The sequence below is a fragment of the Paenibacillus sp. PastF-3 genome (assembly GCF_029893135.1).
Lineage (GTDB): Bacteria > Bacillota > Bacilli > Paenibacillales > Paenibacillaceae > Paenibacillus_AQ > Paenibacillus_AQ nitricinens.
This window is the reverse complement of record NZ_JARXWM010000023.1, coordinates 81,561-103,424: the sequence shown is the minus strand read 5'-3', so window position 1 is coordinate 103,424 and position 21,864 is coordinate 81,561. Positions and strand designations below refer to the sequence as shown.

The window sequence follows — 21,864 nt, the reverse complement described above, 5'->3', positions numbered from 1 at the left end:
GCAAGGAAGTCTTGGAGAGTGGCTATGAAATTCGAAAACGTCATTACCGCAGCCCAAGTTGCGAGGGCTGCCCAATGAAGGAACGTTGTACAAAATCCGAAGGAAACCGTGAAGTAGTCGTTAGTCTGGAACGACTACGTTACCAGAACCAGGCTCGGGAGATTCTAAGGAGTGAAGAAGGTTACGATTTGTCGGTACGCCGAATGACGGAACCGGAGAGTGTGTTTGGACAACTGAAAAACAACCGGGGATTCCGGCGATTTCTGCTTCGCGGCATGGAGAAAGTGACGCTTGAGGTCGGTTGGCTTTCGCTTGCCCATAATTTGCTGAAGCAAGCCGTAATGGAGCAAAAAAGCAGAGCAGCGATTCTCCACTAACAGGAGAATCGCTGCTCTGTTCACTTTTTGTGCTATTTAGGAAAAAGAAGGCTGTCTCATGTCGTAGAAAATCTACTTTTGAGACAGCCCCTTTAATATATCTATCTTTCTTAAATTTAGGTCTTGATAAACTGAGAAAATAAAGTTGTAGACTGGCGACGTGCGTTAAGCTAACAGAAAGAGGGTGGACTTTTATGAAGGAAAGAGGTTTTTGTGGTATTATATGGAATTATGGGTGGAAAAATAAATTGATTATTTGAAAATGGGGGATTCAAAATATGGAACGTAAAATTCAATTAATGGAAACCTACGTAAATATTGAGCTTGGAAACTCACCCTTTTTAAAATTAGATAAAGGGTTGCAAATTCCATACTCCTCAATCAAGGGAATTACAACAGGTAGACCGATACCAAATGCTTTTAAAGTATATGGTGCTTTATTAAGAGAAATGAGAAATGGGTTATTTAGAGCAAAGGGTAGTTATCAACTGCACTTTTTTGAAAATGAGCTTAAAACTCTTCATTTAGATTTGAATAACTTTCAAGTTGGTAAGTTCAAAATTTCAAAGTTGATAATTGGTGTTGAAAATCCTGAAGAAATAAGTAAAAATATTTCCGAAAGAGTGAAGTGATAATATGTTGATGAACTGTTCTTTGAACTAACGGGACACGATAGCTCAATAACGACATAAAGGCAGCCGGTCAATGGATCGGCTGCCTTTATTCAACTTTCGGGCAGATTAAATTAGCAACCTATACTCAGGAATAATGCGCTAATATTGATATAGTAATAATAGGGTGCGGGAAAAAGAGAAAGCCCATCACAATAAGTTGAAAGGGATTCTTTTTCAACTTATTAGGGATGGGCTTTCTTTGATTTTAATATTTTTCTTTTCTACAAATGAAGAATAGTCAGTTCCTTAGGGAAGCTTGTTAAGGTCTCTGCACCTTCAGCAGTAATAATTAAATCATCTTCGATACGCACACCTGCTAGTCCAGGCACATAAATTCCTGGCTCAACGGTGAACACATTACCGATCTCGATAATGTCATCGTTCTGACCATGAAGTGACGGATATTCATGAACATCCATTCCCAGTCCGTGTCCGACACGGTGCAAGAAATACTCCCCGAATCCGGCTTCTTCAATCACATCACGCGCAGCTTTGTCGACAGAACCGAAGGGAGCTCCAGGATTGGAAGCGGCGATTCCAGCTTCGTTGGCAGCCAGCACGGTGTTATAGATCGTGATTAGCTTGTCGTCCACGGATTCAATAGCAAAGGTACGTGTAATATCAGAAGCATAACCATCAGCATACACCCCAATATCAAACATCAGGAAGTCGCCTGGCTGAATGACCCGGTTGCCTGGAACACCGTGAGGCAGGGCAGTTTTAGGACCAGAAAGCACCATAGTATCGAAGGAAGGGCCGGAAGCGCCAACCTTTTTCATTAGATATTCCAGTTCCGCTACTAAATCGTTTTCTGTAACGCCTGTTTTTACATGGGTAAGCACGCGGCGCAAAGCTTCCTCAACTAGCTCAGCGGCATGTTTCATGCGCTTAACTTCATCGGGGGTCTTTTTGGAGCGCATGCTGCGCAGCAATGGACCTATATCACTAAAACGTTCTGCTGGAACGGCTGCGGTTAGATGCTCAAAACGGGCTACTGAGAAATGTTCCTTCTCTATACCAAGAGTACCTAGCTTACTGCTGCCGAAACAATCTTTAAGCAGGTTATAAGGATTATCAGTGTCACTATGGGTTATGATTTTGGTGACCGAAGAAGCTGCTTGAGCCGCTTCTGCATCTAGTGCGGGTAGAATGAGCATTGCCTCTTCTCCGCGTATCAAGAGCACACCGAGAAAACGTTCATGCGGATCGCTGGCAAATCCGGTTAAGTAGTAGACATGCTTGGGATCTGTTACGAGCAGTGCATCAAGGCCTTCGCCCGCCATTTGCTGCTCTAGGCTTGTCAGAGCATTATTCATAGTTGGTGTTCCCCTTTCAACTTCACGATTAGACTGCAATATTGCTATTATAGATCAAAAATAGACTAGACGCACGAGACGGACTACATCTATCGTTGGCTAATCCTAACATGCCTATTCGCAAGCATTCCGTAAACAATGATGCATATTGAATCACCTATACTTTTAAAACCTGACAAGAAGCTTTTCTTGAGCCTACTAGTTGGTGTAACATAATCTTTAATATACTTCTTGCAAGGTTAGGCGGAAGCTTATTGGGGTACGGTTGTTGAGAGAGGAGTGATTCTTGGAATGAGAGGTAAAATTGCACTTGTAACTGGAGCAAATTCCGGTATGGGGCTAGCGACGACAGTTGAACTGGCTCGCAAGGGAGCCAAAGTCATTATGGTATGCCGTAATCGCCAGCGTGGAGAGGAAGCACTGGCTGCCGCCAAGCAAAAGAGCCACTCCGAGGATATCGAGCTGATGTTGTGTGATCTGGCCTCGCTGGAGAGCATTCGCAGTTTTGCGGAGGAATTCATCCGGAAATATCCGATTCTAGATATACTCATCAATAACGCTGGGGTAGTCACGATTAAGCGTCAGCTTACGAAGAACGGCTTTGAGATGGATCTTGGTGTGAACCATTTGGGTCATTTTTTGCTAACGAATCTGTTACTGGAGCCTTTAAAAGCAGCAGAGCAAGGCCGTATCGTTGTGGTTGCTTCCGGTGCTTACAAAATAGGTGCACTTCACTATGAAGATCCAACCCTCGCACGCCGTTTCAATCCCGCAAAAGCTTATGCTCGATCCAAGTTAGCCAATATACTGTTCACGAAAGAGTTGGCAGCACGCCTGCAAGGGACAAGAGTAACGGTGAATTGCGTGCATCCAGGAGCAGTGGGCACAAATATAGGTGTTAACCGGGAGACAGGCTTCGGCAAGTCGATCCTTAAGCTGCTGTCATACTTCTTTTTAACTCCTGAACAAGGAGCCGATACAGCGATCTATTTGGCTACAGAACCGGATTTGCAAGAGGTAACCGGTCAATATTATTATCGGCGAAAGAATCAGGAGCTGACTCCCAGAGCACAGAATAAACAAGAGGCGCAGCGGCTGTGGCGATGGAGCCAGGAGCAGGTAGGCCTGAGTTAATTAACACATTTGGAGGAATCAAGGGATGAATTGGGAGAATAGCAGGATTGAAGAAGCAAAACCTACAGACTTAGCAGCTATTGTGGAGATTTATAACTCAACGATTGCTGGACGGATGGTAACTGCAGATCTGGAACCTATTACTGCTGCAGACAGAGAAAAATGGTTCAATGAACATAACAGCCATCATCGTCCTTTATGGGTACTTAGGCAGGGAGATGAGATTGCGGCATGGTTCAGCTTTCAATCCTTCTATGGTCGTCCAGCGTATAATGCAACAGCAGAAATTAGTGTATACGTGAGTGAAAAGTTCCGTGGTGGTGGAGCCGGTAGAATTCTTTTGAAGGAGGCCATTGAGAAAGCACCTAGTCTCGGCATTAAGAATCTAGTTGGTTTTGTGTTCGGACATAATGATCCGAGCCTTGGTTTGCTAGAAAAATTCGGTTTTAAGCAGTGGGGATTACTACCCGGTGTAGCAGAGTTGGATGGTATAGAACGTGATTTAGTGATTGTTGGACTTAAAATCTAATAACCGCAATTGAAACGCTTACATTTTAAGTGTTGAGCTTGCGCTATTGGTGTCACAATCAATCCATATTTTTGACCAACGCTGCAAATCTCGGATAACGGTCTCCAGGGCAAGTCCTTTATCCGTTAAGGAATATTGGATTCGCACAGGTGTCTCAGGGAATACTTCTCGAAGGACAATCCCTTCCAGTTCCAGCTCTTTAAGTCGTTCGGAGAGCAGTCTTCCACTGATGGGTAAGGCTGCTTCAATCACATTGAAACGTTGCGGTCCTTGGAGGAGCTGGTAGATAATTAAACCTGTCCAACGCCTGCCGATAATATCCATACTTTTTTGTAGCTGGGGACATAAATCAGTGGACTTCATATGGCTCACCTCTTAGTGAACATTATAAACGAAAAGACCATTAATTTAAACAAATTCCAATTTAATTCATTACTAGAAAGGATGATTGACAGTGGCTAAAAAAAAGAAAATGCCTACCACTCCGCGTCCTGCTGCGACCGATGGACCAGCTACGCTAAAAGACCTGTTGAGCAGTGATGTTCTTGGAAAGCTGAAGGCGCAATCTGATGCGCTGAAAGCGGAAGAGAATGACCGCAAGGAAGCTGCTCGTAAAGTGGTGGAAGATCAGCGGAAAGCTGAGCAAAAGCGGCTTGAAAATGATTTTACACATCTGTTGGAGAACAGTAATCAGGATTGGCATAAATATAAATAACTGATATAGCTAGCGGAAAAAAGATCATGAGATAAAGAGATGCCTATTAGGGTGTCTCTTTTTTAATGTTATTTATTAAATTCAATTGTTTTAAAATTTACTATACGAAAGGGTTGACCCTCAAAGTGGGCTTAGGTATAATCGAACATAGTGCAAATGAAAATCATTATCAATGCCGATACTATCATCTATTTCCCAAACGATTTAACTATTAAACAGATAAGGAACAACTCATGAAACTAAAATATTTGTCCCTACTTCTAATAGTCTTTTCATTTATATCTTTGTTTATAGGCGTAAAAGACATTTCACCTTTGGATCTTTTTTCGCTTACGGAATCTCAGATGCAGACTCTGCTAGTCAGCCGGATTCCACGCTTAGCTGCACTGATTATAGCTGGTGTAAGCATGAGTATTGCCGGATTAATTATGCAGCAATTATCACGAAATAAATTCGTTTCTCCAACTACAGCGGGCACGATGGATTCCGCGAAATTCGGTATTCTCGTGTCCCTGATGCTGTTCACAGGGGCGACACCGATGCAGAAGCTGCTCGTTGCTTTTGTTTTTGCCCTACTGGGAACATTTATATTTATGAGAATCTTAGATCGGATCAAGTTCAAGGATAGTATTTTTATCCCGCTGGTCGGACTCATGTTCGGGAACATTGTAGGCTCGATTACTACATTTTTTGCTTACAAAAATGATTTGGTTCAGAATATCTCATCTTGGATGCTTGGCGATTTCTCAACGATTATTAAGGGACAGTACGAATTAATCTATCTCAGTATTCCCCTTGTCATTCTCGCGTATGTTTTCGCCAATAAGTTCACCGTAGCCGGTATGGGGGAGGATTTCTCTGTCAATCTCGGTATGAACTACAAAGCGGTTGTAAACGTAGGATTGGTGATTGTAGCGTTAATCTCTTCTGTTGTTATTTTAACCGTAGGTACGATTCCATTCCTGGGTCTTGTTGTACCTAACATAGTAACGCTATACATAGGCGATAACTTGAAAAAAAATCTGGCACATACAGCCATTCTCGGTGCGGTGTTCCTCCTGTTCTGTGATATTCTGGGCAGGCTCATTATATATCCATACGAAATATCCATCAGTCTCACGGTAGGCGTCATCGGAAGTGGTCTGTTTATCTACTTGCTGATGAGAAGAAAGGCGAATTAGTGATGAAGACGAAACTAACGATATTATCCTTAAGCGCTGTTGCTCTCATCGTCTTGTTTATGACCTATCATGTTATGGGAAATTGGGATTATGTTCTGCCCAGTCGGGGAAGAAAGCTGGCGGCCATTTTAATTACCGGAGCGGTGATAGCTGTCTCTACCATAGTTTTTCAGAGCATTACGAACAACCGGATTTTGACACCTAGTATTTTGGGGCTAGATTCTTTGTACATGTTGATCCAGACGTTCGGTGTATACGCCTTAGGCTCATCAAATATGACGTTTATGAATAAAAATGTGAATTTCTTGTTCTCAGCTTGCATCATGGTTCTGTTCTCAGGTGTGCTGTATAAGCTAATGTTCCGCAGAGAAGGTCAAAACATATACTTCCTGCTGCTCGTAGGACTTATCATGGGAACGATGTTCCAGAGTGCATCTTCTTTTATGGAAGTGCTCATTGATCCGAATGAATTCCTGATTCTACAAGGGAAAATGTTCGCCAGCTTCAACAACGTCAGCAGTGATCTACTGATATTGTCTACAGTTGTACTAGCGTTAACTACGCTGTATTTCATGAGATTTGTGAAGTATTTAGATGTTATTTCTTTAGGAAAAGATGAAGCCATTAACTTAGGGATCAATTATGACTATGTAGTCAAAAGACTGTTAGTTATTGTATCCATCTACGTTTCGATATCAACGGCTTTAGTAGGGCCGATCACTTTCTTGGGTTTACTAGTGGCCAATGTGGGGCATCAGTTGTTCCGTACGTATAAGCATTCCTATCTGATTCCCGGCACGATTTTGCTAAGTATTATAGCGCTTGTCGGGGGACAGTTTCTAGTTGAACGTGTGTTTGGATTCACTACTACGGTTAGTGTAATCATAAATTTTGCAGGTGGCGTCTACTTTGTCTATCTGCTGTTAAAGGAGAATAAGTCGTGGTAGAAGTTAAGCATGTAACCAAGCGTTATGGCGGAGTTACCGTCGTTGACGATGTGTCTTTATCCATTAAAAAGGGTGCAATCACCTCGTTTATCGGCCCTAACGGCGCTGGTAAAAGCACGTTGCTCTCCATGATCAGTAGACTTATCTCTAAAGACGCGGGTGAAGTACTGATCGAAGGGAAGGAAATTGGCAGCTGTAAGAGTAATGAGCTTGCTCGTAAAATATCGGTGCTAAAGCAGTCCAATCATATCAGCGTTCGTCTTACTGTGAAGGAACTTGTTTCTTTCGGAAGGTTCCCATATTCACAGGGAAAGCTCACACCTGAGGATCGGGCGTTCGTTGACGAAGCGATTGCTTATATGGACCTTCAAGAGATGCAGGATAAATATATTGATCAGCTAAGCGGTGGACAACGCCAGAGAGCATATATTGCAATGGTTATGGCTCAGGATACGGAGTATATTTTGCTCGATGAACCACTCAACAATCTGGATATGAAACATTCTGTACAAATTATGAAGGTGTTACGCCGATTGGTAGAAGAGAAGGGCAAGACGATTGTACTCGTCATTCATGATATTAATTTCGCTTCTTGTTACTCTGACTACATTGTAGCGCTCAAGAATGGGCGGGTAGCTTCATCGGGTACGGTGGATGAAATTATTGATACGGCAGTGCTTAGGGATGTATATGACATGGATATCCCTATAGAAACAATAGGTGGTCGTAAAATTGGTGTCTATTTTTAAACAAGATGCCGCTTCCATTCGGAAATTATTATGACGTAACGCATGAAGTGAAAGGCGCCAGCTTCCTTGACGTATACGCGAATAATTCAAATAGCTTGACTATAAATTATAGGGGTGAATCTTTTGAAGAAGAACGTATCTTTACTAATCATGACAGTGTTTCTTGCCGTAATCTTGGCGGCCTGTGGCTCCAATAATGCAGCAACTTCAGATAATAATACAGCAGCGGCAGGGAATACAGAGGCTACTACTGCACCGAATACAGAATCCAAAGAGCTTACTATTAAGCATGAACTTGGAGAAATTACGATTAAGAGTAACCCGCAGAAAGTGGTTGTATTTGACTTCGGTACACTCGATACTTTGGATAAACTGGGCGTAGAGGTGACTGGAGTGCCTCAAAGTAATGTACCCTCTTATCTCTCTAAATATAGTGATGCCAAATATGAGAATGTCGGTGGTTTGAAAGAGCCTGATTTCGAAAAAATAAATAGTCTTTCTCCTGATCTGATCATCATTTCCGGCAGACAGCAAGATTCTTATGATGAATTCAGCAAAATTGCACCTACATTGTACGTTGCTGTAGATAATGCGAATTACATGGAATCTTTCACGAAAAATGTGAAGACGCTGGGCCAAATTTTTGGCAAGGAAGCTGAAGTAGAGACTGAACTTACTGCTATTAATGACTCGGTTAAAGCTCTGAATGAGAAAGCTAAAGCAGATGGTAAAAAATCTCTTATTATTCTCGCCAATGAAGGGAAAATCAGTGCGTATGGTTCTGGTTCCCGTTTCGGTATTATCCATGATGTATTCGGATTTGCACAAGCGGATGATAAAATCGAAGTATCCACTCATGGTCAAAGCGTATCTTACGAATATGTAGCCGACAAGAATCCGGATTATCTGTTCGTAGTAGATAGAGATGCGGCTGTGAAGAGTGACGGCAGCAAATCCGGTTCAGCGAAGGATGCAGTTGAGAACGATCTCGTGAAGAACACAAATGCTTTTAAAAACGGTAAAATCATTTATCTTGATCCTAACTACTGGTACTTGTCCGGTGGCGGTTTAATCTCTGTTAGCGAAATGCTCAAAGAAGTTGAAGTTGTTCTGTAAGCAGAGTAACTTGGGAAGGCCTGTTGGCAGGAGTAATACTCCTTGTCAGCAGGCTTTTTTTTGCTTTTTTCCATAGAATTACTGGTATATTCATACTAGTTGCTAAATTTAGCTGTAACTTTTTATGCGAGTATACGTGGTTAGGTTAAGGGGGGAGTGCATGAAGCGAAATTCACTGGATGAAATATATCAGATGTATGTGATGGATATTTACCGCTATTTGCGCTCCCTTTGTGGTGATCATCACGCGGCCGAAGATTTAATGCAGGAGACCTTTTACCGTGCTTATTTATATTTGGAGGATTGTAAAGACGAGAAGATTAAGCCATGGTTGTTCCGTGTCGCGTACAACGCCTTTATAGATTACAAGCGGAAGGAAGGGCGCAGCACCGTTCAGAGCGAGGAGTTTTTTAAACAGCTCGCCCATCCAGATACCACGGAAAGCACGCTGCTTCGGCAGGAACGTTGGGAAGAGATGAGAATTGCGATAGGTGAGCTACCGGACAATCAGAGGCATGCACTGCTACTACATGATTTTCATGGTCTTAGTTATCTGGAGGCATCGGACATTATGAATGTGGGTCTGTCCCAATATAAGATCTTAATCTTTCGAGCTAGACAGAAGCTGCGTGAAGCAGAGCGGAGGCGGAATGAACATGAGTGAGGCGTTCAAGGAGAAGTTAAGAAGGTATGGCGAAGGTACTCTTACAGACGAGGATAGGGATGAAGTGGAGCGCGAACTGGAGAAGATGGAAGCTTATCAGGCTTACCTGGATGAACTCATGGGTGAAGAAAAGCTCTCTTCAGGCGAGAAGAAGAATATAGAATTCGGAAAAGGTAAGAGAAACAAACCCGGCAAGGAAAAAAAGATCATCCGCCGCGGTAAATGGAGAGCCCGTATATCGAATACTTTAACGGTAATTTCTGCGTTCTTAATATTCTTGATTATTTGCAGTATTATCAGTGCGATATTTTATGGTACTGGGGAGAGAGTAGAGAAATACCGTGATGTTGTTTCTTCCGCTATTGCTGTCTCACAGCCGAATACGATTGTACATTTGAGCAGTGGTACCGGTCCATTTTTCAGTATGAATCTGACAAGTAAGATAGAGAAACAAGTGGGAGATGAACAAATCACTGTCGGAGATTATTCAATGAAGCTTCTATTTGGCTGGGCTAGGCTCTACAACTATTCCTGGACGAATGAGAGTAGAAGTATTGGTTATTACTTTGTATATCCACAGGGGAAGAATAATGCGGCAAATAGTATGGATGATGGCAGTGAGTGGGAGAGATTAGAGAAGCTCCCTGAGGGGACGGTAGCGGAAGCATACTTGTCTTTTGACCAATTATTTACGACAGATGAGCTGTTGAAGAAGTTAGAGCCAAAGAATCTTCAGCCTTTGTGGTTTGCGGCAGATACAGGTCCACGAACACGACAGCCAGTAGTTAATGATCCATTAGGTTTTCCATATATGCCAATTTGGCATGCGGATGATATGAAAGTGACACAGGAATCGAGGGAGAAGCGAGGATGGTTCGGAGGGGTGACCAGCCGTTCGAGTATTTCTCCATCTGTTGAGTCATATGGGGATGGTGAACTGCGTAATGCGAACTTCCTCAAGACGCTGCACTTGGTGCAGGAGTATAAATCCATCTCCAAAAGGGTGATTCCATTCATTGATCTGGATGATTCCATTAGATATATAGAGAAGAATGGAGTTAAGCTCTATGGAGCGGTTGTAACCGGTCCGGTGAAAGAACTGCTTAAGCTGAAGGAAGAAACATGGGTCAGCAGAATGCATGTCGGGGAAGTAAGGTTATGGAATTGGCAGGATAGAGAGAACTAGCGGCGGAGTAAAGAAGTCACAGAACTTGCTTCTCGCTGAAGCAAATCGTACAATTATTTGAATATTAGATTTATGGATATATGTCATAACCAAGGTTGAGTATGATAGATTAGGAGCTGAGATCTATGAAAGTAGGAGTCGTATCTGATACACATATGTCAAGAATGGCTAAGTCTCTGCCTAAGGCACTGATTGCAGAGTTTCAACATGTGGATTTAATCTTGCATCTTGGTGATTGGGTGAGTATGGGAATCTATGATTTGCTGTCAGAACTAGCACCGGTAGAGGGGATTGCCGGAAATAATGATGGGGATGAGATCATTGCGCGTTTCGGAGAGCGCAAGATCATTACCCTTGAAGGAATCAGGATTGGCATGGTACATGGACATACGTCACATTCCCGTAAAGGAACGGATGGGAACGCACTGCTTGCTTTTGCGAATGATGAGGTGGACTGTATTCTCTTTGGTCATTCACATCAGCCCTTGCTAAGAGAGGAGAATGGTATCCTGCTATTTAATCCAGGTTCTCCTACAGATAAGCGGCGTGAGAAATTGTATTCTTTCGGAATTTTAGATATCGAAGCGGGTAAAGTTAGTGCCCGGCATGTGTTCTACGATTCAAAGGAATAAGGCTTGATTGTCCAAATCATTCGGCGTTCTCTCCATGGTGAACGGCTCGGTAACCCTTTACAATGAGGTTAAAACGGGCGAAGCCAGAAAGTGAGCGCTGATGATGAAGAATTATCGTATAGAACGAGTGGTTTGGGATGATTTAGAACGGCTCATCCCATTATTTGATGAGTATCGAGTATTTTATGGAGCAGCCTCAGATCAGGAAGGTGCACGAGCCTTCTTAGCCGACAGACTAAAGCTGAATGAATCTGTGATCCTTATGGTGGTTGAGGGGGAAGGTGATGAGAAACGCGCGTGGGGCTTCACACAGCTCTATCCTTCTTTTTCATCGGTTACGATGGAGCGCCTCTGGATACTAAATGATTTGTTCGTTACTGCTGAAATCCGTGGGCAAGGGCTAGGAGCTATGCTACTGGAAAGTGCTAGAGATTATGCGGTCTCTACGAATACGAAGGGCTTATCCCTGACAACGATGACGGAGAATGTGGGGGCGCAGCTGTTATATGAAGCGCATGGCTACATTCGGGATGATGAATTTTTTACCTATAACCTTTTTTTCTAAAGCAGCTAGAGAGAAAGACGAGTAAGGGGCGTTAAAGTGGAAACAAGTCATAAGTTAGCAATCTTTTTTGACCTCGATGATACGTTGTATGATCATCTGGTACCATTTAAAGAAGCGGTACGGGAAGTGCTCAGCCCAGATGAGAGTAGTCTGGACTTTGCGGAATTATTCTATAAAGTGAGACATCATAGCGATGTGTTGTGGCCGATGTATTTGCGCGGTGAGATTCCGCTTGAAGAGACGAGGGTGCGCCGGTTGGAGCTTGCTTTTGCCGAGTATGGTTTGCAGATTGATCGTGATCAAGCCACAGCGGTTCAAGCGGCATATATTGGACGTCAATATACGATTCAGATGATTGATGGCGTGCGTGAGCATCTTGAACGATTTATTGCGGACGGTCATAAGGTAGGCATTATTACGAATGGACCAAAGGATCATCAGATGAGTAAGATTCGTGGGCTAGGCTTAGATCAGATTATTCCCGAGGACATGATCTTTATTTCTGATGCTGTAGGTCTTGCTAAACCGGACCCGGAAATATTCATACACGTAAACAAAAAAACTGGTACTTTGGCGGACAATTCGCTTTATATAGGGGATACTTGGGCTAACGATGTAGTTGGAGCACTTGCGGCTGGATGGAAGGTTTGTTGGTACAATCCGAGAGGAAGACAACCAGCTACGGATCATAAGCCTAGTTATATTTTTACTAATTATAAGGAATTTGGGGAGCTTCCTTTGGTGTGAGAGAACAAGTACTCCAAAGATATTAGAAAGCCATGCGAGAGAAATCTGCGCATGGCTTTCATTATTTTATAACTAGTTTCCGGGGAGTTGAATGCCGCGCCACCTGCTTACGTCGCATTGACCCTGTTCGTGATTACCCACAGCAACCACGGTACCGTCCGATTTAAGACCGATGGTATGAGTGCAACCTGCCGCTACGGCCACCATATCGCGCCAGTCACTTATATTGCATTCGCCGTACTTATTCCAACCCACAGCAACCACGGTACCATCTGATTTAAGACCGATGGTATGATGACTGCCTGCCGCTATAGCCACAATACCATGCCAGCCGTTTACATTGCATTGGCCTTCATGATTTCGACCCGCAGCAATCACCGTACCGTCCGATTTAAGACCGACTGTATGAAGGTAACCCGCCGCTATAGCCATTATGTCATGCCAATCATTTACATTGCGTTGGCCATACCGAATATTACCCACAATTGTCACCGTACTGTCCGATTTAAGACCGACTGTATGCCAATCACCAGCCGCAACTGCTACTATATCACGCCAGTCACTTACATTGCATTGGCCTTCATTATTTCGACCTATAGCAACCACGGTACCATCCGATTTAAGCCCGACGGTACGACGCCAACCCGCGGCAACCCTCACAATATTAGTCCAGTCGCTTACATCGCATTGGCCATATTTATTCCAACCCACAGCTGCCACCGTACCATCTGATTTAAGCCCGACGGTATGAGCATTACCGGTATGAGCATTACCCGCAGCAACCGCTATCATATCGCACCAGCTGCTTACATCGCATTGGCCATATTTATTATCACCCACAGCCGTCACCGTGCCGTCCGAATTAAGCAGGGCGGTATGACGATAACCCGCTGCTATGGAGGGTAGGGTTTTCACAAGGTTCATAAATTTCGCTCCTTAGTTGATGGTAGATGTGTACCATTGTAGGACAAATCCCCATTAAAACACAGTTCTTTCTTCTTCAAATCTTACGTGTGTCTATTAAAAAAGCTTGCTCCCTAGAAGCCAACTCGGCTCTAAGGGACAAGCTTTTTTCGTTTACTCTGCGAAGCTGTATGTTGGATCTGTAAGGTTCATTCTTTCTTTTATGCCTTTAGTAGCATAGATCTTGTTGTCGTCGGTAATAAAGAAAGCTTCAACACCTTCAGGTAAAGCTTCAAGATATTTCATACCCTCTTCAATTCCCATCAAGAATACCCCAGTAGATAAGGCATCTGCATCTGTTGCATTCGGGCTCATAATGGTAAGGCTTTTGAGACCGTTCTGTGAAGGATATCCTGTGCGTGGATCAAGGATATGATGGTAACGAACATTGTCCTGCATAAAATACCGTTCGTAAACACCAGAAGCATCGATGACCTCATCTGAGATTTTAATGGTTCCTAGCTGAGTACCACGGCTTTGATCTGGATCCTGCAATCCGATATTCCATTCCGTTCCGTTTGGCTTTTTACCGAGGGCAATAATACTGCTGCCTCCGAGGTTAATCATAGCGCTATTAAGACCTTGCTCTTTCAAATAATCAGCGATACGGTCTGCAGCATAACCTTTACCAATGCCGCCTAGATCTAACACCATATTTTCCTTCATTAGCTTTACAGTTTTCGCAGCTTCATCAATTTCAACGTCCTTGTAATTGGTTAGACTCTTGGCTTTATCAATATCTGCTTGGGGAGGAACTTTATCTCCGCCACTACCGATATTCCAAAGATCGATTAGCGGACCGATTGTAGGATCAAACAGCCCGTCCATTTCCTTTGCGTATTGTATGGATTGTTTAATTACATCCAGGGTTTCGTCAGAAACAACAACCGCTTCTTTTCCTGCTGCCTGATTGATTGCGTATGTCTCTCCACCTTCTTTGGTGCGGCTAAGCTCCATATCCATTCGCTCCAGCATGTGCTGGATATCGTCCATATTTTTCTGTTCTACAGTAGCACCAAACACTTTGATATTCACAACAGTGTCATAAATATAAAAGGTCTGAGAAAGAGATTTTTCCTCTCCTTTTCCGGATGTTGTTGCGCTACCCGTAGTTCCCGCTGTCTTATCGTCCTTATCTTTAGTAATTAGCCAAGCGCCGACAGCAATGACGACGATGACGATTACAACGAGGATCAGCGTCGTTTTTTTGTTCTTGAACATATTCCACCATCCATAAAGTTAGTTTCTAAAACAAATCACATTATTTATATCATACCCCAGATAACAAGTTGATGGAAATCAAATTCATGACATATTAAGGGATAAGTCGGTCAGCATAACAAAAAAAGCCCCGTATCCTGATTCGGAGCAGCGCTGTAGATTTAGAATAAAACGATGCTATTTAATCGAGCATATATTCACTGTATTTGTTCTTGCGAGGGTTTAATACGAAGAGGATACCTTTGGCATATCCGCTAACGGCTTTGAAATTCCGTTTTAGGGTTTCTTTAACCGTCAGACAAGACAATGTCCAGATCAAGGCAGCATAATTCATTAATGGAGCTTTTCGCAAGTTGAGTAGATAGTAGTGATTAATGGCTGTAGCTTGTGCTACAACGCCCGCTTTATCGCGAGAGCCTGGCGATTCATGATGGATGATTTTCATGGCGGGATTAATCACAAGCTTGCCATAGCGGCTGGCTAAATGGGATAGATAAATATCCTCGGCTATGGAATAGCTTGTCATCCATGGATAGGGCTTAATATCACGCAGTGCCGAGCGCCGGAAGGACATATTGCAGCCGTGAAAAAAATCAGTTTCAAATACCTGCTTCTTCTCTCCCCAAAGGAATTGCGAGCCTGCAAACATACTTGCCGACAATCTGCCTGGTGACCCGGACATTTGTCCGGTTAGCATACCGAATAGCCTGCTTGGCATGCTGCTATGTATACCTTTGGCTACACCACCTACACCAACAATAGAGTCGTCGGCTGTATAAGTATCTAACAATCGTCGAATATATAAGGGGTCATTTAATTCTGCATCGTCATCTAAATGGAGCACGATTTCTGCATGGATCAGCCCTAGCGCTTCGTAACGGGAAAGCCAGAGACCAGGCTTAGTTTTGCGATGATAATGGAGTTCAGCCTGTGGTAATCCTTGTAGTATTTCAGAATAATAAGCTAATCTGTCTTTAGGGATCTCACCGTCGTCCATAATCCATAGCTCGATAGAGATATCTTTAAGATTTGTCTGCTTGCCAATGGACTCTATGCACACCGTAAGGTCATTGATTCGGTTACGAGTAGGAATCACTATAGATAGATCATGCATATCTTAATCTCCCTTCAGGACTTCTTTTGTCCGCTCACCTGAATGCAGTTATCCGGCGAAATGTGGTTACCTTGATTCTATCGTTCCTGAAGAAGAGCGTATATACCACTTTCGTATACTTTTAGTGCAGCTCAGGTCTAAATGAAATTATTTTAATAAAAGTTAAGTTTGTGTTTTTCGGTTTTTAACTATATAATAGTAAGCGACGAATATTTAGTTATCAATCTTATTAAGCAGTTACAAATGAACAATAATAATAGGAGGTTTTTTTCATGAGAATAGATATTTGGTCCGATTATGCGTGTCCATTTTGTTATATTGGTAAAAGACGTTTGGAGAATGCGCTGAGTCAGTTCCCGAACAGAGATCAAGTAGAGGTGGTATTCCGTAGTTTTCAACTGGATCCACATGCAAAATTGAATGAGACTCAGAGTATTCATGAGATGCTGGCTTCCAAATACGGAATGACGATTGAAAAAGCAAAAGCAATGAACGCACAGCTGACTGAGCAAGCCCAAGATGTGGGATTGGATTTCCAATTCGATACGATGAAGCATACGAATACTTTTGATAGTCACCGCCTAAGTCACTTTGCAAGCTCCAAGGGAAAAGGGGCAGAAATGTCCGAACGTCTGCTACGTGCTTACTTTACGGATTCATTGAATCTTGGAGACCGCAGTGTACTTGCTACACTTGCTGCTGAGGTAGGGCTGGATGAGGCAGAAGTAACAGCAATGCTGGAGACGGATGCTTATACAGCTGAAGTGAATGGTGATATCGAAGAAGGAAGCCGTCTGAATATTACCGGTGTACCATTCTTCGTGTTCAACAATAAATATGCGTTATCCGGTGCACAGCCAGGACCTGTATTTACAGAGGTATTGGATACCGTGTGGGCAGAAGAGCAAGCAGGGCCAACACTGCAAGTGGTGGGCAAAGGACAATCTGATGCATCCACAGATGATGGCTGCGCAGATGGATCTTGCAGCATATAAAGTTCAAATAGTGTGGAGAAGAAGAGATGGAGAAGTATCCATTTCTTCTTTTTTTAGTTCCGAAACGCTGCTCTGTTTTACACACTACAAAGACAAGCGCCCCCGGATAGATTCGGGAGCGCTTGTCTCTTTATGAGGTGTTTATCTAAAAGAAGTGATAAAGCTTGTGAACAACGTGCGGACATCGTACTGATGCTGATTAATTGGCTCGATAGGCCGATTAATACCAAGCAGTGTGTACACTGCAGTTCTTGCTGCTCGGATAGAGTATTCTTCGGTGAATACAACATCATCTGGAATTTCGCAATATTGTCCAACGAAGGCAAGGTTAGTGGAGCCTTCAGGAACTACTTTAGGTCGGTCACTGTTTAATCTAGGCATGAATTGTGAAGTGATATAAGGCATCATACATGGAATACAATTGGCGGTTGCCATAATCTCGTCCTTATGTTCTTCGAAATGAAGATGACCGATTAATTCTTCCATAATTTCTTCACCGGTACATTCGCTCATTTTCTTCTTCACGAAGTCGCCTACGTTGTCAGGGTACAAACCGTAACCCCAGAATACTTTTACATGGTCTGGTTGATTGCGGAAATGCGGTTGGAAAGCTAAGACAACGGACATTAACCAGCTCGAATCTTTAAAGGTAACCAATGCGCCAGTACCTGCACGATTACGAGTGAATTTCTCCATGAGATCGAAGAATTTGGAATCTTGGAAGGTCACGGTAAAGGACTCCCATTTCGAACCATCGACATGATCATCGAAGGATGATGGATTGCCAAGTCCAGGTTTTTTGGCGGCGATGTTCTCCCATAATTTCCACGAGCTTCCCTTGCCGTTGAGACGTGGGGCAGAGGTCATGGAACCTAGGCTGGAGCCTTCGGTCATAGAGCCGTTCGTGACGATTACGATATCGTCTTCATTTATGTTAATAACGTCGGCTACACCTTGGCGTAGGACGTTCATTTGGGTGACGGTAATGCCATCTCCATCTTTGAACTGCAGGTCGGTTACTGTACATTTCAGTGTAAAGTCTACGTCGAAGCCTTCAAGATATTTGTGCATAGGTAAGATGATAGAATCATACTGGTTATATGGAGTGCGGGTTACGCCTTCCAGGGTTTGAATTCTTGGAAACTCATGAACGAAGCGAATCATATATCGTTTAAGCTCTACAGCGCTATGCCAAGGTTGGAAGGCGAAAGTAGTAGCCCACATATACCAGAAGTTCGTAGTGAAAAAGTGTGGACCAAACCAGTCGTTAATCCGGGCTTTTCCCATTTTTTCTTCTGGTGTAATAATCAATTTACCCATCGCAAGCCGGTCAGCCATATCAAAGCCCATGGATAATACATCTTCCACCTCACCGTTGCGGTTTACGAGTCTAGCGTTAGCATGTGTTGGATTGGCGGTATCGAATTCTATAATCTCTTCTCTAACGGATTTCTCTGGATGGTCGAGGGAGGGAATCGACATGAGTAAATCCCATGTATTCTCATAGGTCTCATCGTTGAGCATCCGGCCACCGCGAATGACATAACCGTGCTCAGCGTCACCTGCGCCGTCGTTGCTGCCACCGAGAATCTTCATCTCTTCAATAATGTGAATGTTCTGTCCCGGAAAGTCACAGTCTCTGACCAGGTAAGCCGCGCCCGCTAAGGATGCAATTCCGCCACCGACAAAATAAACCTGTTTATTACCGTACTCTTTTTTCACAATGGTCGCCTCCAAGTTGTTGTTGAAATAATCACACTCTTAATGTAAATCAACTCCAATTTCGAAGGTATAATCAATCCTTTTAGAGTGTATGGTTTTTAGTCATTACGGTCCATATGTCTAGTTTTTAGACAAAAAAACCGTTGAACCCAAAGGTTACAACGGCTTATTCTCATATTTGTGCAAAGCTTTTAGAAAATTCCCCTCAATAAGTACACTTAGCTTCTCGATAATGTGATCAGGATGCTCTTTCATACCATCTCTCATCCACTGAATGACGAGGCCTGTGAACGCCAGTGTATAAAAGTTAGCAATAAAATGCTTATCTTCGTGGCTAACTTCCATCCCGGCGGACAGTTCGTTTATGACACCCATAATGAGATCGTTCGTCACTTCGTATAGATACGCATCCAGATGATTTCTACCCAGTGAGTTCAAGGTGTTGCAGCAAAAGGTTTTATTTCGTTCGATATAGCAGAAAATTCTATAAAAACCGTCCGTCCACGTACTGTAGCTACGATACTGGGCGATGCTCTCTACAGCCTCGGTCTTATAGATCCAACCCAGTAAATCAAATATATCCTGAAAATGATAATAGAAGGTTTGTCTATTTAGTCCGCAATGGTCCACGAGCTGTTTGACTGTAATTTTATTGAGCGATGTATGTTCCATTAGTTCTTTTAAGGAATGAGACAATGCATTTTTGGTGAGAAAAGAATTGGACAACGTTCTATCATCTCCTCCATTCAAGCTTTTGGCCACTGCTTAACCAGTAGACGAATGCCTTCTGCCAACAAACCAAGTGCAAATCCGCCACATGTAAAAAAGAAAAAAGCTAGGAATCCCGCGAGATCCTCCCAACCGGACATCTCTCTATAGGTGTAGCTTAGCATAAGTACCGAACCGATAAGTATTCCTGTTGTAGTGATGAACCAGAGTAATCGAGCGCCGAGCCACCCTAAAGCATTGACGATACCAGATACGACAACAGAAAAAAGTGCGAAGCGAAGTAAGAGTGTGACATCCCAAGCGTGAGCCATCATTACAAATCTGTGCACTATGAAGAGCATCCATAGAACAACACCATAAACAGCCATCCAGATCAACCAGCGATTACTTTTGGCAGCAGGCAGGAATTTCATTTCTTGCTCACCTCTTTATCCAAAGTAAAAACGGTGTGCAGCAGGAATTATACGGAGAAAGATTCCAGCTCTTCTACACTTTGCAGAAGATGATTCAGCAGGTTCGGAATGTCGTCCATTTGCTCCTCAGTGATCTGTCTTTTGAATCGCAGCTCAATGCAGTTATTGTAGGTTTCACCTTCTTGACCATAAATGAAGCTTAATGACTGTACGGGCTGGAATTCAGGCCCCCAGATGGCTTTGAGAATACTCTCGATTGCCTGACATTCTGCGGGGATATCTTCAATTTCCATATAAAAACGTAACGAAAGATTGCAGCCGGGATCCATGTTAGGCACTTCCAATATTTCATCGCTAAGATCTTTCACAGAGGAAGTTAGGAAGACTTCGGCGGTTACGCTCCTGCCAGCAGTTAATTGGAAGGAGAGGCTGAACTCTCTGGACATCAAAGCCATATTGAGAAGGTCGGAACGATCCGTAACTACCAAAATTCCGTCCAGGTTATCATAGTCATAGATTTGGTTCTCAAAAGCAATTTTAATATTATCGAAAACAGTAGGATGGAACAATAATGGCACCTTCTTTGTTTATTAGTATTGTAACATGATCTAAATAGAAGTGAAAAAGATGCCCAAGGACCATATGGACCGGGCATCTTTTGTGTGTTACTCCATGACCTTGAACATGCCCGTCATACCGGGGGCGTGATTCTGAAAGCCGTATCGCTCATAAAAGGTATTATTGGCGTGTGATGCAAACAGTCCTACGAAAGCCCCTGTAAAAGAATGAGATCGAATATAGCGTAGTAGCTGCTCAATAATGACATTACCAATGCCTTGGCCCTGAAATTGGGGAAGCACGGCTACGTCCTGAATATAGAAATACATATGACCATCGCCGACGATCCGCCCCATACCGATAACCTTATCATCCTGTACAACGACCATCCCATACACCGAGTGAGCCAGAGAGGCTGCGGTCATTTCTGTATTCACGTTCCCCCAACCGACAGCTTCCCATAAGGAGGCATGCTCCTCAGTCGTGGGTAAACGTTCAAACCATTCATAATGATGTGCTGTTGTCATAGCTAATCACCCATTCTTTATTAAGTTATCATAGCGATTGTAGTGTAGTTGTAGTAAGCTCCACTGTAATCAGCCCCCTTAGGATGAGTGGGTATTCACTGTGATCTTGTTAGTTCGCAGGTGCAGGTGCGGTATATTTCAGGAATGTCTTCGGAATAGGGCTTTCGAAGGTCATTAACTCTCCTGTAGTAGGATGAATAAAAGAAAGTACACGAGCATGCAGACCGAGACGGCCCACCGTTTTGGTCTCTGCACCATACTTCTTGTCTCCTGCGATTGGATGCCCGATATCTGCCATATGAACACGAATCTGATTTTTGCGTCCAGTTTCAAGCTTTACCTCAAGCAACGAGAAGTGGCGGTTCGCCTGAATGAGCTTATAATGTGTGATCGCATGTAGACCGTCGCCTTCATGAGGACTGGAGTACATTTTCAGCGTAGAGGTTTCTTTTAGCCAAGAACTCACTGTACCTTCAGGTCTTTTGACGGCGCCTTCGACTAGTGCTACGTAAGAACGTTCTTTAACTGTATCCTTCCACGTAGTTTGCAGGGCTTGCTGGATCCGTTCGCTTTTGGCAAACATCATCACTCCAGAAGTATCGCGATCCAAGCGGTGTACAACAAAGATACGGTTCTTAGGATTGCTGGTGCGGACATGCTCCATAAGCTGGCGGTAAGCTGTCAATTCATTTTCTTCCGCAGTGGCAATGGATAGCAGTCCAGCATCCTTCTGAATAATGATTAGATCATCGTCCTCATGCACAATGGTAAGTCCGATCATTTCTGCTGTTTGTACAGGCTTCTCTTGATCTATCGTCACAGTTTGACCCGAGTGTAATTGGAAATTATGTTGTGTGACGACCTTACCGTTCACAGATACTTGTCCGCGCGAAAGGATGGATTTAATCGCATTTCGTCCACGACCTGTGATGTGGGTAAGTAAGAAAGGCAACAGCTCAGAAGGTTCATTTACAGTAAAAGACTTGGGTGCTGCAGGTGCTTTAGCTTTATGATTAAGCTTACCAGTTGGCTTGCTGTGGGAACGAGTACCTCTTTTGGTTGTTTCTTTAGAATTTTTTCTTGAGTTCAT

The 21,864-nt window shown here is 43.3% G+C and carries 26 protein-coding genes; 15 read left to right on the top strand and 11 right to left on the bottom strand.

Annotation, left to right across the window (positions count from 1 at the left end; genetic code table 11):
- Window positions 1–377, top strand: a 377-nt coding sequence (locus tag M2444_RS29885; protein WP_280788803.1) for a transposase, incomplete at its 5' end; no start/stop codon positions are given.
- Between the two features lie 278 nt (window positions 378–655).
- Window positions 656–1,009, top strand: coding sequence for a hypothetical protein (locus M2444_RS29880; RefSeq protein ID WP_280788802.1), 354 nt, complete (start codon window positions 656–658; stop codon window positions 1,007–1,009).
- A 263-nt stretch (window positions 1,010–1,272) separates the two neighbouring features.
- Here M2444_RS29880 and M2444_RS29875 read toward each other — a convergent pair whose 3' ends face one another.
- Entirely contained in the window at window positions 1,273–2,367 is a 1,095-nt protein-coding gene (locus tag M2444_RS29875) for a M24 family metallopeptidase (RefSeq protein ID WP_280788801.1), read from the bottom strand.
- A gap of 291 nt (window positions 2,368–2,658) precedes the next feature.
- On the opposite strand from M2444_RS29875, the gene M2444_RS29870 reads away from it, so the two are divergent.
- Both M2444_RS29870 and M2444_RS29865 read left to right on the top strand, forming a co-directional pair.
- The gene (locus M2444_RS29870) at window positions 2,659–3,501 is read left to right on the top strand and encodes an SDR family oxidoreductase (protein ID WP_280788800.1); all 843 of its coding nucleotides are present in this window, start codon (window positions 2,659–2,661) and stop codon (window positions 3,499–3,501) included.
- A gap of 25 nt (window positions 3,502–3,526) precedes the next feature.
- Window positions 3,527–4,030 carry a GNAT family N-acetyltransferase gene (locus tag M2444_RS29865; protein WP_280788799.1) on the top strand — a complete coding sequence of 168 codons (504 nt, stop codon included), beginning with the start codon at window positions 3,527–3,529 and terminating at the stop codon, window positions 4,028–4,030.
- 18 nt (window positions 4,031–4,048) lie between these two features.
- Here M2444_RS29865 and M2444_RS29860 read toward each other — a convergent pair whose 3' ends face one another.
- Window positions 4,049–4,393, bottom strand: coding sequence for a winged helix-turn-helix transcriptional regulator (locus tag M2444_RS29860; protein ID WP_280788798.1), 345 nt, complete (start codon window positions 4,391–4,393; stop codon window positions 4,049–4,051).
- 91 nt (window positions 4,394–4,484) lie between these two features.
- Between M2444_RS29860 and M2444_RS29855 the strand changes: the two genes are divergently transcribed.
- The 10 genes from M2444_RS29855 to M2444_RS29810 all read left to right on the top strand — a co-directional run bounded on the left by M2444_RS29855 (window position 4,485) and on the right by M2444_RS29810 (window position 12,532).
- Window positions 4,485–4,745, top strand: a complete 261-nt coding sequence (locus M2444_RS29855) for a YqkE family protein (protein WP_481857549.1) — start codon at window positions 4,485–4,487, stop codon at window positions 4,743–4,745.
- A 233-nt stretch (window positions 4,746–4,978) separates the two neighbouring features.
- The gene (locus tag M2444_RS29850) at window positions 4,979–5,926 is read left to right on the top strand and encodes an ABC transporter permease (protein ID WP_280788797.1); all 948 of its coding nucleotides are present in this window, start codon (window positions 4,979–4,981) and stop codon (window positions 5,924–5,926) included.
- Window positions 5,927–5,928: 2 nt separating this feature from the next.
- A complete protein-coding gene (locus M2444_RS29845; protein WP_094869908.1) occupies window positions 5,929–6,873 on the top strand; it encodes an iron chelate uptake ABC transporter family permease subunit in 945 nt (314 codons plus the stop codon).
- The gene (locus M2444_RS29840) at window positions 6,867–7,622 is read left to right on the top strand and encodes an iron ABC transporter ATP-binding protein (protein ID WP_094869909.1); all 756 of its coding nucleotides are present in this window, start codon (window positions 6,867–6,869) and stop codon (window positions 7,620–7,622) included. The genes M2444_RS29845 and M2444_RS29840 overlap by 7 nt, the downstream gene beginning before the upstream one ends.
- A 123-nt stretch (window positions 7,623–7,745) precedes the next feature.
- Window positions 7,746–8,738 carry a siderophore ABC transporter substrate-binding protein gene (locus M2444_RS29835; RefSeq protein ID WP_280788796.1) on the top strand — a complete coding sequence of 331 codons (993 nt, stop codon included), beginning with the start codon at window positions 7,746–7,748 and terminating at the stop codon, window positions 8,736–8,738.
- 160 nt (window positions 8,739–8,898) lie between these two features.
- Window positions 8,899–9,402 carry a sigma-70 family RNA polymerase sigma factor gene (locus M2444_RS29830; RefSeq protein ID WP_094869910.1) on the top strand — a complete coding sequence of 168 codons (504 nt, stop codon included), beginning with the start codon at window positions 8,899–8,901 and terminating at the stop codon, window positions 9,400–9,402.
- The gene (locus tag M2444_RS29825; RefSeq protein ID WP_280788795.1) at window positions 9,395–10,588 is read left to right on the top strand and encodes an anti-sigma factor; all 1,194 of its coding nucleotides are present in this window, start codon (window positions 9,395–9,397) and stop codon (window positions 10,586–10,588) included. The genes M2444_RS29830 and M2444_RS29825 overlap by 8 nt, the downstream gene beginning before the upstream one ends.
- 125 nt (window positions 10,589–10,713) lie before the next feature.
- On the top strand, window positions 10,714–11,220 hold the full coding sequence (locus M2444_RS29820) for a metallophosphoesterase family protein (RefSeq protein WP_280788794.1): 507 nt from the start codon (window positions 10,714–10,716) through the stop codon (window positions 11,218–11,220).
- A gap of 100 nt (window positions 11,221–11,320) precedes the next feature.
- A complete protein-coding gene (locus M2444_RS29815; protein ID WP_256990488.1) occupies window positions 11,321–11,785 on the top strand; it encodes a GNAT family N-acetyltransferase in 465 nt (154 codons plus the stop codon).
- A 36-nt stretch (window positions 11,786–11,821) separates the two neighbouring features.
- On the top strand, window positions 11,822–12,532 hold the full coding sequence (locus tag M2444_RS29810) for an HAD family hydrolase (RefSeq protein WP_094876767.1): 711 nt from the start codon (window positions 11,822–11,824) through the stop codon (window positions 12,530–12,532).
- Between the two features lie 72 nt (window positions 12,533–12,604).
- On the opposite strand, the gene M2444_RS29805 is transcribed toward M2444_RS29810, so the two are convergent.
- The 3 genes from M2444_RS29805 to M2444_RS29795 form a co-directional block, all read right to left on the bottom strand.
- The gene (locus M2444_RS29805) at window positions 12,605–13,456 is read right to left on the bottom strand and encodes an RCC1 domain-containing protein (protein ID WP_280788793.1); all 852 of its coding nucleotides are present in this window, start codon (window positions 13,454–13,456) and stop codon (window positions 12,605–12,607) included.
- A gap of 153 nt (window positions 13,457–13,609) precedes the next feature.
- The gene (locus tag M2444_RS29800) at window positions 13,610–14,716 is read right to left on the bottom strand and encodes an FAD:protein FMN transferase (protein ID WP_094869916.1); all 1,107 of its coding nucleotides are present in this window, start codon (window positions 14,714–14,716) and stop codon (window positions 13,610–13,612) included.
- Window positions 14,717–14,897: 181 nt separating this feature from the next.
- Window positions 14,898–15,830: a glycosyltransferase family 2 protein gene (locus M2444_RS29795; protein ID WP_094876769.1), complete on the bottom strand. Its 933-nt coding sequence runs from the start codon at window positions 15,828–15,830 to the stop codon at window positions 14,898–14,900.
- Window positions 15,831–16,102: 272 nt separating this feature from the next.
- On the opposite strand from M2444_RS29795, the gene M2444_RS29790 reads away from it, so the two are divergent.
- On the top strand, window positions 16,103–16,825 hold the full coding sequence (locus M2444_RS29790; protein WP_094869918.1) for a DsbA family oxidoreductase: 723 nt from the start codon (window positions 16,103–16,105) through the stop codon (window positions 16,823–16,825).
- 141 nt (window positions 16,826–16,966) lie between these two features.
- Here the strand turns inward: M2444_RS29790 and M2444_RS29785 are convergent, their stop codons facing one another.
- The 6 genes from M2444_RS29785 to M2444_RS29760 form a co-directional block, all read right to left on the bottom strand.
- Window positions 16,967–18,547 carry an oleate hydratase gene (locus tag M2444_RS29785; protein WP_094869919.1) on the bottom strand — a complete coding sequence of 527 codons (1,581 nt, stop codon included), beginning with the start codon at window positions 18,545–18,547 and terminating at the stop codon, window positions 16,967–16,969.
- 156 nt (window positions 18,548–18,703) lie between these two features.
- Entirely contained in the window at window positions 18,704–19,273 is a 570-nt protein-coding gene (locus tag M2444_RS29780; protein ID WP_042125036.1) for a TetR-like C-terminal domain-containing protein, read from the bottom strand.
- A 20-nt stretch (window positions 19,274–19,293) separates the two neighbouring features.
- The gene (locus M2444_RS29775) at window positions 19,294–19,689 is read right to left on the bottom strand and encodes a hypothetical protein (RefSeq protein ID WP_094876772.1); all 396 of its coding nucleotides are present in this window, start codon (window positions 19,687–19,689) and stop codon (window positions 19,294–19,296) included.
- 47 nt (window positions 19,690–19,736) lie between these two features.
- On the bottom strand, window positions 19,737–20,258 hold the full coding sequence (locus M2444_RS29770; RefSeq protein ID WP_094876773.1) for a hypothetical protein: 522 nt from the start codon (window positions 20,256–20,258) through the stop codon (window positions 19,737–19,739).
- Window positions 20,259–20,354: 96 nt separating this feature from the next.
- Window positions 20,355–20,774 (bottom strand): GNAT family N-acetyltransferase, encoded by a 420-nt coding sequence (locus M2444_RS29765; protein WP_094876774.1) that lies wholly within the window; start codon window positions 20,772–20,774, stop codon window positions 20,355–20,357.
- Window positions 20,775–20,883: 109 nt separating this feature from the next.
- Window positions 20,884–21,864 carry an RluA family pseudouridine synthase gene (locus M2444_RS29760; RefSeq protein ID WP_094876775.1) on the bottom strand — a complete coding sequence of 327 codons (981 nt, stop codon included), beginning with the start codon at window positions 21,862–21,864 and terminating at the stop codon, window positions 20,884–20,886.